The 13,175-nt window shown below is 57.9% G+C and carries 15 protein-coding genes and 1 tRNA gene; 9 read left to right on the forward strand and 7 right to left on the reverse strand.

Translation table 11 applies throughout. The features are described 5' to 3' along the window. The first annotated feature begins 124 nt into the window (after positions 1–124). The 6 genes from ACYJRZ_RS13075 to ACYJRZ_RS13100 all read left to right on the forward strand — a co-directional run bounded on the left by ACYJRZ_RS13075 (position 125) and on the right by ACYJRZ_RS13100 (position 6,337). Complete coding sequence (locus ACYJRZ_RS13075; protein WP_112337566.1) at positions 125–700, forward strand: polysaccharide biosynthesis/export family protein; 576 nt, start codon at positions 125–127, stop codon at positions 698–700. A 12-nt stretch (positions 701–712) separates the two neighbouring features. Further along, complete coding sequence (locus ACYJRZ_RS13080) at positions 713–1,858, forward strand: glycosyltransferase (protein ID WP_459459300.1); 1,146 nt, start codon at positions 713–715, stop codon at positions 1,856–1,858. Positions 1,859–1,934: 76 nt separating this feature from the next. After that, entirely contained in the window at positions 1,935–3,491 is a 1,557-nt protein-coding gene (locus tag ACYJRZ_RS13085; RefSeq protein WP_459459302.1) for an undecaprenyl-phosphate glucose phosphotransferase, read from the forward strand. Beyond that, positions 3,488–4,750 (forward strand): O-antigen ligase family protein, encoded by a 1,263-nt coding sequence (locus tag ACYJRZ_RS13090; protein WP_459459304.1) that lies wholly within the window; start codon positions 3,488–3,490, stop codon positions 4,748–4,750. The genes ACYJRZ_RS13085 and ACYJRZ_RS13090 overlap by 4 nt, the downstream gene beginning before the upstream one ends. Next, entirely contained in the window at positions 4,747–5,982 is a 1,236-nt protein-coding gene (locus ACYJRZ_RS13095) for a glycosyltransferase family 4 protein (protein ID WP_459459306.1), read from the forward strand. The genes ACYJRZ_RS13090 and ACYJRZ_RS13095 overlap by 4 nt, the downstream gene beginning before the upstream one ends. A 64-nt stretch (positions 5,983–6,046) precedes the next feature. After that, positions 6,047–6,337 carry a helix-turn-helix domain-containing protein gene (locus tag ACYJRZ_RS13100; protein ID WP_459459308.1) on the forward strand — a complete coding sequence of 97 codons (291 nt, stop codon included), beginning with the start codon at positions 6,047–6,049 and terminating at the stop codon, positions 6,335–6,337. Positions 6,338–6,392: 55 nt separating this feature from the next. Here ACYJRZ_RS13100 and ACYJRZ_RS13105 read toward each other — a convergent pair whose 3' ends face one another. Together ACYJRZ_RS13105 and ACYJRZ_RS13110 are read right to left on the reverse strand one after the other, a co-directional pair. After that, positions 6,393–7,412, reverse strand: coding sequence for an extracellular catalytic domain type 1 short-chain-length polyhydroxyalkanoate depolymerase (locus ACYJRZ_RS13105; RefSeq protein WP_459459311.1), 1,020 nt, complete (start codon positions 7,410–7,412; stop codon positions 6,393–6,395). A 224-nt stretch (positions 7,413–7,636) separates the two neighbouring features. Then, complete coding sequence (locus tag ACYJRZ_RS13110) at positions 7,637–7,849, reverse strand: hypothetical protein (protein ID WP_459459313.1); 213 nt, start codon at positions 7,847–7,849, stop codon at positions 7,637–7,639. A 239-nt stretch (positions 7,850–8,088) separates the two neighbouring features. Here ACYJRZ_RS13110 and ACYJRZ_RS13115 point away from each other — a divergent pair, with 239 nt between their 5' ends. After that, on the forward strand, positions 8,089–8,481 hold the full coding sequence (locus tag ACYJRZ_RS13115) for a hypothetical protein (protein ID WP_459459315.1): 393 nt from the start codon (positions 8,089–8,091) through the stop codon (positions 8,479–8,481). 92 nt (positions 8,482–8,573) lie between these two features. Continuing rightward, on the forward strand, positions 8,574–9,269 hold the full coding sequence (locus ACYJRZ_RS13120) for a thermonuclease family protein (RefSeq protein ID WP_459459317.1): 696 nt from the start codon (positions 8,574–8,576) through the stop codon (positions 9,267–9,269). A gap of 36 nt (positions 9,270–9,305) precedes the next feature. On the opposite strand, the gene ACYJRZ_RS13125 is transcribed toward ACYJRZ_RS13120, so the two are convergent. Both ACYJRZ_RS13125 and ACYJRZ_RS13130 read right to left on the reverse strand, forming a co-directional pair. Then, positions 9,306–9,382: transfer RNA gene (locus tag ACYJRZ_RS13125), tRNA-Pro, on the reverse strand. 87 nt (positions 9,383–9,469) lie between these two features. After that, the gene (locus ACYJRZ_RS13130) at positions 9,470–9,886 is read right to left on the reverse strand and encodes a BA14K family protein (RefSeq protein ID WP_459459319.1); all 417 of its coding nucleotides are present in this window, start codon (positions 9,884–9,886) and stop codon (positions 9,470–9,472) included. A gap of 174 nt (positions 9,887–10,060) precedes the next feature. Here ACYJRZ_RS13130 and ACYJRZ_RS13135 point away from each other — a divergent pair, with 174 nt between their 5' ends. After that, a complete protein-coding gene (locus ACYJRZ_RS13135; RefSeq protein WP_459459321.1) occupies positions 10,061–10,318 on the forward strand; it encodes a hypothetical protein in 258 nt (85 codons plus the stop codon). 79 nt (positions 10,319–10,397) lie between these two features. Here ACYJRZ_RS13135 and ACYJRZ_RS13140 read toward each other — a convergent pair whose 3' ends face one another. From ACYJRZ_RS13140 to ACYJRZ_RS13150, 3 genes are all read right to left on the reverse strand, one after another. Then, positions 10,398–10,727: a hypothetical protein gene (locus ACYJRZ_RS13140; RefSeq protein ID WP_069616257.1), complete on the reverse strand. Its 330-nt coding sequence runs from the start codon at positions 10,725–10,727 to the stop codon at positions 10,398–10,400. 245 nt (positions 10,728–10,972) lie between these two features. Continuing rightward, complete coding sequence (locus tag ACYJRZ_RS13145; protein WP_459459323.1) at positions 10,973–12,079, reverse strand: porin; 1,107 nt, start codon at positions 12,077–12,079, stop codon at positions 10,973–10,975. 330 nt (positions 12,080–12,409) lie between these two features. Beyond that, on the reverse strand, positions 12,410–12,955 hold the full coding sequence (locus ACYJRZ_RS13150; protein WP_459459608.1) for a MerR family transcriptional regulator: 546 nt from the start codon (positions 12,953–12,955) through the stop codon (positions 12,410–12,412). Positions 12,956–13,175: the final 220 nt, after the last annotated feature.

The raw sequence follows: 13,175 nt of genomic DNA on the forward strand, positions 1-13,175 counted from the left end.
ATTTCGTCAGCATTATTTTTGATGTCGCTAATTTTTTCCCGAATTTTCATTTGCTCTTTACCGACCGTTAACCCTAACGGATCGATAACGACGGCAGTGTCCTTCCCTTTCCAACGAGCGCGAAATGCCCTTCGCAAAGCCAAAGATTGTCCTTGCACTCGGCATGGCTGCCGTGAGCGCCGCGCTCACCGGCTGCAATACCTATCAACCGGCTCCCAAGGCCTTCAATGAGGCCACGATCCAGCCCTATACGCTGGATAGTGGCGATCGGTTGCGCGTTACCGTGTTCGATCAAGCCGGCCTGACCAACACCTATACGGTCGATCAAGCCGGTTATATCGCCTTCCCGCTGATCGGTCAGGTTGCTGCTCGCGGCCGGACGCTGCAGCAGCTCTCCGGCCAGATCGCACAGAAGCTTCGCCAGGGTTACATTCGCGATCCCGACGTCACCATCGACATCGACCGCTATCGCTCCGTCTACATCATGGGTGAAGTCGGGCAGCCGGGCCAGTACTCCTACGTTCCGGGCATGACAATCCAGAATGCCATTGCAGTTGCAGGCGGTTTTACCAGCCGGGCGAACCAATCCAACGCGGACGTCACCCGCAAGATCAACGGTCATGTCATGACGGGGCGGGTCGGCATCTCCGATCCGGTTCTGGCAGGCGACACCATCTATGTCAGAGAGCGGTTGTTCTAACCGCGACCGCTCATGGCCCGACCGCTTCGAATCCTTCATTGCTTCAGGTCCCCGGTCGGCGGGGTCTTCCGCCATGTTCGCGATTTGGCGGAGGAACAGAGCAAAGCGGGCCACCAGGTCGGCATACTTTGCGACAGCCTGACGGGCGGTGAGCATGAGGATCGTCTGTTCGACGATATCGCGCCGTTTCTGGCTCTCGGTGTCGTCCGTCTGCCGATCCGACGGCAAATTACCCTCTCGGATGCTGCCACACTTTGGAGTAGTTACAAGAAAATCAAGAGCTTGCGGCCGGATGTGCTGCACGGGCACGGCGCCAAGGGCGGCCTGCTTGCGCGCGTTCTCGGCTCGATCCTGCGGGTCAATAGGTATCGCGTAGCCCGCCTTTATACCGCGCATGGCGGAAGCCTGCATTTTCCCCGTCACTCCTTCCAGGGCGTGCTTGTCCATAGCATGGAACGGATGCTGGAATTTTTGACCGACGGGCTGATCTTCATCTGTGATTTTGAACGCCGCACCTATGAAGCAAAGATCGGCAAACCGCGCACCCGTTCGGTGATGATCTATAACGGCATCAGCGAAAGAGATTTCCGGATCATACCGACGCGATCGGACTCCGTGCACTTCGTCTATATCGGCATGCTGCGGGACCTCAAAGGTCCCGATCTGTTTGTAGACGCCTTTGCGAAAACGGAACGGCGGATCGGCAGGCCGCTTTCCGCTCTGATGATCGGCGACGGGCCGGACAGAGACAAATATCACCGGATGATGGTCGAGCGGGGCCTCGGCCACCGCATTGGAATGCTGCCGGCCATGCGCGTGCAGGAAGCCTTCGCGGTGTCCCAGAATGTCGTGGTTCCCTCGCGCGCCGAAGCCATGCCTTATATCGTTCTGGAAGCACTCGCAGCCGGGAAGACCGTGATTGCCTCGCGGGTCGGCGGCGTTGCGGAAGCACTTGGCGAAAACAGCCCTGCACTCGCCAAGCCGGAAGATGCCGACGACCTCTCACGCATAATGGCGCAAGCGATCACGGAACCGCAATGGGGCGCCCGCAACATGCCCGATATCGGGACGATCCGAACGATTTTTTCCGCCTCTGCCATGGCACGGGATACTTTGCACCTGTATCAAAATATACTTGGCCTGGATAGCGACAGTTAGAATACAGCCAAGTGTTGTAAGTGTTTCTTAGCTGATATCTGGTAGGCCTTGTCCGGTAACGACCGGATAAGTTGTCATGAACACTACCGAAAAGTCCGAGCAGTTCAACTTGGACAATCTTCGCAAGCAGGTTTCAGAAATACGCACGCGTGGTGCCGGTGAGACGCCGGGCGACCGCCCTGGCGGAATGAATGCCTATGCGCGGCAGATCGCCGAACAGTTTCGCGAAACCAACCAGTCTCCGTCTATCATCGTCGGACAATATCGGTTGTTCGAATTTCTGTCGCTGCTCGCGTTCGGGCTGGCGATTCTCCTTTTCGGCACATCGGACAATCATCCTTTCGTGTCGAAGGGCGTGGTGACGATCGCGCTCTGCGGCCTTGCCATTGTCTTCCTGCAGATTGCTGATGCCTATCAGATCCCGGTCCTGCGCTCGCCTCATCATTTCCTGCACAGGATTCTCGGGGCTTGGGCTGCGGCCTTCGCGGTCATGGTCATCGCCCTGCTCCCGTTCGACATCAATAATATCTATTCTCTCCCCCTTCTCGCTCTCTGGTTCGCGGCCGGTGCGGGCTTCCTTCTCGTGGCGCGCCTGCTTTTCGCCTATGGCATCCGCCACTGGGCCCGCAACGGCGTCATGGAACGGCGCGCCGTCATCGTCGGCGGCGGCGAACCGGCCAAGGAACTCATTCGCGCCCTCGAACATCAGCCAGACAACGATATCCGGATCTGCGGCATCTTCGACGATCGCGGCGAAAAGCGTTCTCCCATCATGGTGGCCGGCTATCCGAAACTCGGCACGGTGGCGGAACTGGTCGAGTTCGCGCGGCTCGTGCGCATCGACATGCTGATCATCGCGCTGCCAATCAGCGCCGAAGACCGCATTCTGCAATTGCTGAAAATGCTCTGGGTGCTGCCCGTCGATATCAGACTGGCGGCGCATGCCAACAAGCTGCGCTTCCGCCCCCGCGCCTATTCGCATGTCGGCGCCGTGCCGATGCTCGACATCTTCAACAAGCCGATCCGGGACTGGGATGGCGTTGCCAAGCGCATCTTCGACATCTTCTTCAGCGTGGTCGCGCTCGCCCTTGTCTGGCCGATCATGCTGGGGGCCGCGATCGCCGTGAAGGCGACCTCGAGGGGCCCGGTATTCTTCATGCAGAAGCGCCACGGCTTCAACAACGAGATCATCAACGTGTTCAAGTTCCGCTCGATGTACACGCATATGAGCGATCCGTCAGCCCGCAACGCCGTAACCAAGAACGATCCGCGCGTGACCCCCGTCGGACGCTTTATCCGCAAGACGTCGATCGACGAGTTGCCGCAGCTCTTCAACGTGCTGCTCGGCAGCCTCTCGCTCGTCGGCCCGCGACCGCATGCCGTGCTTGCCGCCAGCCATAACCGCACCTATGCCGACGTGGTCGAAGGTTACTTCGCGCGCCATCGCGTAAAGCCGGGCGTGACCGGCTGGGCGCAGATCAACGGCTGGCGTGGCGAGATCGACAGCGACGACAAGATCAAGTTCCGCACGGCCTACGATCTCTATTACATCGAGAACTGGTCGCTGCTGTTCGATCTGAAAATCCTGTTTCTGACGCCGTTCCGTCTGCTCAATACGGAAAATGCCTATTGAGCGCGGTCGATCTGCCATCACCCCGCATTGCGCAGCCACAGCTTGCCGCATTGCGGCTGATTGGTACGGCGAGCGTTGCCGTGGGCGTATTCCTGTCGGGTTTCGTCATTGCGGAGCCGGCACCTTATGAGCTGTGGCTCGCCTTTCTCATCGGCACATGGTTCATCCTCGGGCTGAAAATCTCGCGCAGCGTCGCGCCGCTTCTGGCCCTGTTCCTGACGTTCAATGTCGGCGGGATGCTCTCGATCACGCAGATGCATGACCTCGCCGCTGGCAATCATCTCGATGGCCCGATCTATATCGCGGTCTCGACCTTTCTAGCGTTGAGCGCCGTCTTCTATGCTGCCATCACCGAGGATAACGAAAAGCGGCTGAAGCTGATCTTCAATACCTGGGTCGTGGCAGCGCTGATCACCGCAAGTCTCGGCATCCTCGGCTACTTCCATGCCGTGCCGGGGTTCGACATTTTCACCCGCTACGACCGCGCCATGGGTGCGTTCCAGGATCCGAACGTCTTCGGCCCCTATCTCGTGGCGCCAAGCCTCTATCTCATGCACGGCTTGCTGATCGGAGACCTGAAAAAGGCGCCGATCAAGGGCATCTGCCTGTTCGTGCTCGCCTTCGGCATTTTCCTGTCTTTCTCCCGCGCCGCTTGGGCTCTCTTCGCCTTCACCTCGGTGATGCTGATCTTCTGCATGTTGCTGAAGCACCGCAGCAATACCTTCCGGCTGCGCATTCTGGTGATGTCGCTGGCGGCCATCATCCTCATGGTCGTGCTGCTCGCCGTCGCACTGCAATTTCCGCAGGTCAGTGACCTGTTTTCGACGCGCCTCCAGCTAGTTCAGAGCTATGACGGCGGGCACCTCGGCCGTTTCGAGCGCCACAGCATCGGCTTCCAAATGTCCATGGAACGGCCTTTCGGCATTGGGCCATTGGTCTTCGGCCAGATCTTCCGCGAAGACGAACACAATACCTGGCTGAAGACGCTGACCACCTATGGCTGGCTCGGCTTCGTAACCTGGATCAGCATGATCTGCTGGACCATCTATATCGGCTTCCGCAACCTTCTAAGGGAGCGCCCCTGGCAACCCTATCTGATGATCGCCTGGATCGTCATTCTCGGCCATGTCGGCATCGGCAACGTCATCGATACCGATCATTGGCGCCATCTTTACATGCTGATCGGCATCGTCTGGGGCTGCGGCGCCCTGGAGCAAAAATATCAACGTGATTTGAGCAGAAGGGAAACTGCGCGGTGAACATTCGCACCAGCGTCAAACGCCTGTCGTTGCTGCAGGTTCTCGAACCGAGCGGCGGCGGTTCCGGACGACATTTTCTCGATCTGTGCCGGGCCATGCAACATCGCGGCCATTTCGTGACCGCCGTCTATTCCCCTGTGCGCGCCGAGCCCGCCTTCGTCACTGAGCTGGAAAATATGGGGCTGGACAATGTCATTCCGCTTGCCATGCGGCGTGCTCCCGGTCCTTGGGATCTGACGGCATGGTGGCAGCTCCGCAAGCTCTCCGCCATTCATGGACCCTTCGATCTGATCCACGGCCACAGCTCAAAGGCCGGCGCTCTTACGCGCTTGCGGCTGCCGGGACGACATGTGCCTGTTCTTTACACACCGCATGCCTTTCGCACCATGGATCCGACGCTGGGTTCGAAAGGCCGTCTGATCTATGGGGGCATCGAGCGTCTTCTGGGGGCTTTTCTGACGGATCGGCTCATCTGCGTTTCGCAGGACGAATATGATCATGCCCTGTCGCTCGGCATCCCGGAAAAACGCCTGCGCGTCGTCGTCAACGGCGTGAATGCACCGCCCATCAGCCAGCGGACGGCCCTTCGCAGACGCTATGGCATTCCACAGGATGCCCTGCTCTTCGGCTTTGTTGGGCGCATGACGCGACAGAAGGCGCCGGAGCGTCTGGTCCATGCTTTTGCCCGCATAGCACCCTATTTGCCACAAGCGTATCTGCTGATGATCGGGATGGGTGAGCTAGCCGATGCAACGAGAGACATGATTAGAGCAGCCGGGCTTGAAGATCGTGCCAGAATCGATAGCAGCGTACCCGGCGTGACTGCCATCGACTCTGTCGACGTCGTCGTCATGCCCAGCCGCTATGAAGCCATGTCCTATGTGATGCTGGAAGCGGCCGCCGCGGGTAAGCCGCTGCTGCTCGCCGATGTCGGGGGCGCGCGCACAGTGCTGGAACATGGCAAGAATGGATACATCGTGCCGAACAGCGACGATCCGGAAGCATTGGCAGCTGCGATGGCGAGGCTTGCTGACCCGGCACGGCTTGCAAGTTTCACTGCTGAGGCTCGCCGCCGAAAGAATGGCTATACGATTGCCGGTATGGCCCATGCGACCGAGAAGATCTATTACGACCTGCTCGGCCATCCCTTCCCCACCCCGCTAGAACTGGCGACAAATGCCAAATTCGGCGATGCGATCAAAGTCCGGAAGAAAAGCGCCCAGGCCCTTTAAACAGCTATGGGATTTTCGAGCGAAATCGGTTCCGCTTTTCGTGCCGATGCGATAGAGTTAACCTATGATTACTTCAGCACAATTGCGCGGCGCGCGCGCCATGCTCGGACTGACGGTGGAGACACTTGCCAGCGAGAGCAAACTGCCGGTTTCCGTTATCGAATCGTTGGAAACAGGAATCAACCCGACAGATATGAGGGCGCTTGCAGCTATCCGCTCCGTCCTCGAGAGCCACGGCGTGCTTTTCCTCGCCGGTGGGAGTGACGGCATGGGTGGTCCTGGCATTCGCTTCAAGCACTGGTCCGACGATGACGGCATTCGGCCGGAAAACCTGAATGCCACCAATGACGATTGATGGTTGAGGCAGGGTTACCCAGCGCGAAACCGTTACACGGTTTCGCTGGTCTGGCTCAGGCTGCGAGCTTCCAGCTTTTGACAAGCTCTTCGGGCGCCGACAGCGCAGCCGGCAAGATATAGCGTTCAGTGTCATTGGCAGGTTCCCAGCCTTCGACGCTCGAGCCGACCGGCAGACCATGACCGAAGTCAGTCAGCGTCACCAGTTCCAAAATCAGATGGCCGTAATCGTCGCGCCACTCTCGGCGTTCGCCGCCCTCGAAAAGACGCAGCCGACCTTTGATGCGCGGACGCTCACGTGCGGCGAGCCATTGCGCAACGGAGGCTTCCGCATTGGTGAAGGACACTACCTCATCGGCATCGCCATGCCAGATGGAGACGACCGGAAAGCTAGCTGCCTCAGGGGACACTTCTCGCACAAGCTCCCCCCATTTTTCAGCCGGGCGGCTTGAGCCGCGTTTCATGACATCAAGTGCCGACAGGGCATCGCGGGCAGCGCCGAAAGGCAGGCCTCCAATGATAGCGCCTGCGGCAAACAGTTCTGGATAGGTTGCCAGCAACGCGGCCGCCAGGGCGCCGCCTGCCGAAAGGCCCATGACAAAGATCTTGCCGTCATCGATCGCATGCAGCCGGCGGCTGAAATCGATCATTTCTCTGATGGAGCCGAGCTCACCGCGGTCGCGTGTGACCAAGCTCGGGCGAAACCAGTTGAAACAGAGATTGGGATTGTTCGAGGCCTTTTGCTCCGCATAAAGCACGGCAAATCCATGCTGACGGGCAAGTGCCGTCCAGCCGCTCGCGCGATCGAAATCCTCGGCATTCTGGTGACAACCGTGCAGAACAACAACGAGCGGCATCGGCCCTTTCACACCAAGCGGGACATATTCGAACATACGCAGATTGCCGGGATTGCGGCCGAACCACAAAACTTCCGTCAGCCGCTGGGGCAATAGGCGCGTGGAAACGCGACGGCGTGCCGGCTGCGGTTGCTGCTGCGTCATCGGAAACTTAAGCTGCGGCAGCTCGATAGAATCGACAAGCAAGCGGCGAAGCCGGCTCGGAACTTTAAAATTCATTATGGACCTTTCCATCCGCACCGGCTGCGCTCGGTTTTTCCCGCGGCAAGCCGATGCGCACTGTTCCTTTCGAGAATCAGTGATATCGAGAAATCGAATCTCTTTGTGCAACGCAGCAAATATAGGAAGGCTGGTCCGCTTCGAACAGACACAAAGCATCATTGCTGCTATGTGAAATCAGCTTAAATCGATTAGATTTTCGGCCATAAAAAAACGCAGCTGTGTCAGAAATAAGCCCGTGCAAGCGCGATCAGCTTGGCGTCATCCTTCACGCCCTGGCGATAAAGCTGGATGATCAACGCACCAAGACGCTCCGCCTCGAGGCTGCGAGGGTTCATCCCGCGATCTATGCAGACAGTGTCCAGTACCTTCTCAAGACGGTCCAGATCGTCCGAAAACAGCGGCAAATCTCGTGGATGGATAGGTGTATCGAGCATTCGCGCGTCTCATTGTCCGTTCGGGCAGAAGCACGCTGTACTTCGCCGGCACCCGTTTAATTCCGACGATAGGATCGAACTATGCGCCTTGCGCATTGGGTTGGCAAGGAAGCATTTCAGCGCGACGCACTTCTGATTCGCAAACATTACGGAAAATCGAGCGAAGGTACAATTTTAAGTTATGACATCACTGAGCCTTTATCTCCTTCTGCAATAAGCGGAAAAACGGAGGCACACTAATGACCAGACTTCTGATTCGAATCGCTCTTGGCTTGACGCTGGCAACAATGGCCCTGCCGGCCGTCGCGCAGAATTTCTCGAACCTTCCGCTACGCAATTCTCACCAGCCGCCCGAAGGATATATTTCCGTTCAATCCGGAATATCGATTTCCTATCCGGTAGCGGATGGGGATAGCGAGGAGCAGCAGGAAAAAGCGTTGATATCCTTCTACAAGATTGCCGCTGGCAGCTGCGCCACGCTGCTCGACACCATTGCGGATGCCTGCGAGATCAGTGCTCTGTCGAGCAATACCTCGGTCAACAATCTGGACAATCGCGGCACCAGGCTTTCCATCAACGGACAGGTAACGATGTCGGTGAAATTGAAGGCGCCGGCAGCGGCAGCGAAATAACCCTCCCCTATCGCTTTGATGATCTCCGCCAAAACCAACGGATCGGTAAGAAATGGCGGCGATAATCCCTCTCGCAATTGAGGGACGATACCATGGCGAAAGCGAAACGACGCACGCGGCGCAAGCCGCAGTCCAAGGCGGGCAATTCGATGTGGCTATGGGGCGTTGTCGGTCTGGCAACGGTAGCCGGCATTTACGCCTATCAGCATCGCAAGGATATGCCGTCGATGCTGGCGCATGCCGGAGCAGTTGCCGTCATGCCTCATATGGCTAGGGACGCGCCGGTGCCGGCAGCGAAGCCGCAGATAAAGACGGCGGCGATCACATCCGAGCCTCGAGCCGAATCTTCCCTGCCGGTACCGCCCGCCGCCATTCCGGTGGCGATGCCGGTCAACAAGATACCGGTCGAACGGCCCATACCCAGCTTGCGAGCCCAGTCCGGCGGCCGCTTCGTGCTTTGCGGCGCCGGTTCAGGCACCAATTGCGTCGTTGACGGCAATACTTTCTGGCAGGATGGGATCAGAATCCAGCTGGCCGATATCGATGTCCCGGATGCCAGCGCGGCGCGCTGCCCCAGCGAAAAGCAAAGAGGCATTGCAGCAAAACTACGCCTCCAGGCAATTCTCAACGACGGAAACTTCGTGCTTTCCGGCAGCAACCGCCGTGACGACCCGAATGGCGGCAAGCTGCGCATTGCCATGCGCGCAGGGCGCTCGCTCGGCGACCAGATGGTGTCAGAGGGTCTCGCACGCCGCTGGACCGGTCAGCCGACATCCTGGTGTAGCTGATTTTCAGAAATTCGATTGGGAGTTCAAGGAGATAAATGGTCGGGGCGACTGGACTCGAACCAGCGACCCCTTGACCCCCAGTCAAGTGCGCTACCGGGCTGCGCTACGCCCCGACCTGCCGAAACGGCTTGTTTCGTTTAGAGTTTAGCGTTTGCCGACGCAAGCGAAAAGTAGCAGCCTGCTCAGAAAAAGTTGCGCGCTCAGCGGCACTCTCGCCTTGGCCCATAGCTCGGCTGATAGGTATTGTCCGAGGCACGATAAGAGCGATAACGGCTGGCGCAGGCGCGCGCATGACCGTCATCGTAATAGCTTTGCGCGCGCTGCCAGCTGAAGAGCGTGCCCGTCACGAAGGACTTGAAGAGCACACCGCTGTCCGAATCGTCGTCATAATAACTGTCGGAGCCGTGCAGCCGGTGGCCGCTACCCCAATGATTATGGTGGTGGTGATGCCAATGGCCGTGGCCATGGCCGTGATCGTGAACCTGGATGATCTCAGGCTGTTCGGTTGCAGGAAGCTTCAGGGCCGGCATGGTAATGGCCGCGGCCGGCATTGCGGCGCCCGCCGCCAGCAAAAGGCCAAAGCCTACGGCAGTTATCGATCTGGCAATCGTAAACATATGCGACTCCTTCGAAATCCGGCGGCGCTGCGAAGTAAATCTGCATGCAAACCTTGCTGCCGAGCACGCCGTCATTATGTCTATATAGTGATTTGAAACCGCACTCATAGACGCCCTCCCGCCTTTATTGCGCGCGTAATTGCGCAGGGTGGAAGTGCGTGGAAAATCAAGACAATGAAGTCCCTCTTAGCTCTCATCATATGCGCACCGCTGCTTGCCGCGTGCAACACAACCGAAACGGTACAGCCCATTCCGGGCAGCATCACCTATGGCGGCCAGCCGCACACGAAGCTGACGCTTTCACCTCCCGGCTCGCAATTCCAGCACCATTTCACCAACCAGTGGGGCCAAGATGTTCTCGAAACCTATATCGTCCAGCCGGACCGAAGCCTAAAACTCGTCAATCGCCAGGAAATGAGCCCACCAGACTAATGGCTCACTATATCCCCGACGTGAAAACTCCGTCAGCCTGAGCTGACGGAGCACATTATGACGCGGATAGAGGTCACGCTTACCAGCAGCGATAGCAACGACGATAATAAGGACGGCCGTAATAGCCGCGATGATGGTGATTGTCGCTGACGGCGGCACCGACGAGAACGCCGCCGATAATGCCGGCAGCAGCCAACGCGGCGGCTTGGTTTTCAGCCTGTTGCGCCTGGGCACGATTGGATTGATAGGTCGCGCCGACGCAGCGATTGTAACGCTGCGTTCCCGGACGGAACCCTTGCGACTGACAGGTCATTTCCGCATTCATCGCCGATTCCTGCGGTGTCTGACAGCTCGATAGAATGGTCGATATAGCGACGAGGCTCGCCGCCATTGTGGCACGTATGCGCATGTTCCCTCCGGCAATATTGATACAACCCCAGGAAAGCGAAATACAGCCAAAGGTAAGCCTTAGCAAGTCAGCCCTACCAAGCAGAAGGTGAAAATCCGCCAAACCATGGCAAAACTGCACGCAACGATCGTATCGTGCTTAACAGCCGGATAGCGGGTTAGCATAAAATGCAAAGGCCTCGCGCGATGTCGAGGCCCTATCCAATTTGTAGCCCACTGCCTATTCAGGCCAGGGAAAGCTTTCGATCAGAAGTTCCGTTCGAAACGAAGGATGCCGGCGACCGTATCATCCTTGATGTAGTCGTAATGCACATAGGTGAGTTCCGGCTCGACCAGGAAATCCTTGACCGGATAGATCTTAAGGTTTGTAGTCGCCTCGAACATCTTGGACTCGGTATAGGCAAGCTGCAGGTTCCATTTCAGCTTGTCATTGACCGGAACGCCCACGCCGGCCCAAAGCGCCCAATCACCCCAGCCACATTTGGCAGCATTGACGGTGCCGTTCGATCTCGTGCAGGCCGAGATGTCCTGGTTGGTGCCGGCATATTTGTTCAGCTTGTCGCCGTCCGTATTCCAGCCCCCCATCAGGAAGGCTTCCACGCCACCAAACTTGGCGTCGAGACGAGCCTTGATGGCACCTTCTTCGACAATGGAATCATAGCCACCAACGACCTTGATGCCCCAGTTGCCGGCCTTGTAGCCGAGCCCGGCAACGACGTCGGGGGCATAGTGGTTGGATCTGTCGTCCGTCCACCAGCCGGCACCGTAAGAGGCCTCACCGTCTGAGGTAGAGTTGGAATCTTCCAGAGAAATCACGGCCGAGAAGCCATTGTCTGGCTCATATTTGTAGGTCAGCTGGTTTAGTTCATACGGGCCGTCATAAATCACGTCGTCGTTGATGACGTCGCCGGCATAGCCGACGTAAAGATTGTACTGAGAGTCGAGCTTACCGACCGTGAAGCCGCCGAGGCTGATGTTGGCGAACAGCAACTTGGAGGAGGTCGCGCCTCCATCATTCCACTCCCAGCGGAAGATAGTGTTGGTCTTCAGCGGACCGTATTCGGTGTCGGTCGCCGTATCGACATTGAGCTCCACCCGCTCGTGCCAGAGGGTGCCAACCCTGCTGCGCGGATTATAGGCGTCATACCACTCGCCTTCGGTGCGAACCTTGCCACCGATCTTCAGGCATGTTTCGGTACCGGGAATATAGAAATAGCCTGTGCCGTATCCATCGCAGATGCGGACATATTCAAGCGGTTCGGGTTGTGCGGCGACAATGGCGTCTGCGGCATGGCCAGCGCCTGCTGCGGCGACAGCAGCGGCGGAGCCAAGAAGAAGGCTCTTGATGTTCATGATATCTCCATTCGACTATTCGTCAGAGATGGAGTCTCCCGGCAGACAACAACGTGCCCCTCCATAGCCTGACTGTTCCCTCAAAACAGGGCGAAGCATCAGCTTCGCCATCAAACTGGACCTGTGATCTCCACTCATCAAGTTAATAAGGCTGCCGAACTAATTTTCACAACGCAGAAGCGTGGACCTGTGACAATAATGTCACTCAGCCGTCGCAACAACGAAACGTCCGGCTTGCGTACATCCAGTACGCGCACCAACCCTATCGCTACAGTTTTCGGCTGTTGTTTGGTACTGATGTCTTGGTCGCAATCAGCGCCGCAGGCAGCCTCATCGCACTTGGTCAAGGAGGCGTTTGCATTCCAAAAGATCGTAAAGCGTCTCCTGAAGCAAAGCGCGATCTTCCTTGCCGACGCTCGATTTGCCAATGGAGACGTCAGGCACGCCATCGTCACCGCTGACGAAATTGAAGAAACGGCGGCTGATCGGCGCCTTGGCGCGGCCGACGATCTGGTCTTCCTCAGAATTGGCAGAGGCGACACGGGGCTCGACCGCGGCGGGCTCCTGCGCAGCAGCAAGCGCTTCCACGCTGGCGAGATCGCCATGCCCGACGGCGATGACGAATTTGTTGCCATTGGTCTTCAGGAGCTTCTGGACGCCCTTGATCGTATAGCCATGATCATAGAGCAGATGCCTGATGCCATTCAGCAGGTCGACATCTTCGGGGCGATAATAGCGCCTGCCGCCGCCCCGCTTCATCGGCTTTATCTGCGGAAAGCGGGTCTCCCAGAACCGGAGGACATGCTGCGGCAGATCAAGGTCTTCCGCGACTTCGCTGATCGTGCGGAATGCATCCGGGCTCTTGTCCATCACCATACTCCCACACTGCACATGCGGTGCCATTTGGCCGGATCACACATAAGCGGATTCGGCATTCGTATCGCTCGATGATACGACTCACCATATTTCAACGGTTTGGCGGAGGAAATTCAAGTCAGATATTCAGCCGTTACACAAGCTTGCGACAAATCCGCAAGCAGACCGTCTGAAAACGACCGCATGACAAAGCACGCGGGCGGCCGAAATCGAAATCGCG

The sequence above is a fragment of the Rhizobium sp. No.120 genome (assembly GCF_054558365.1).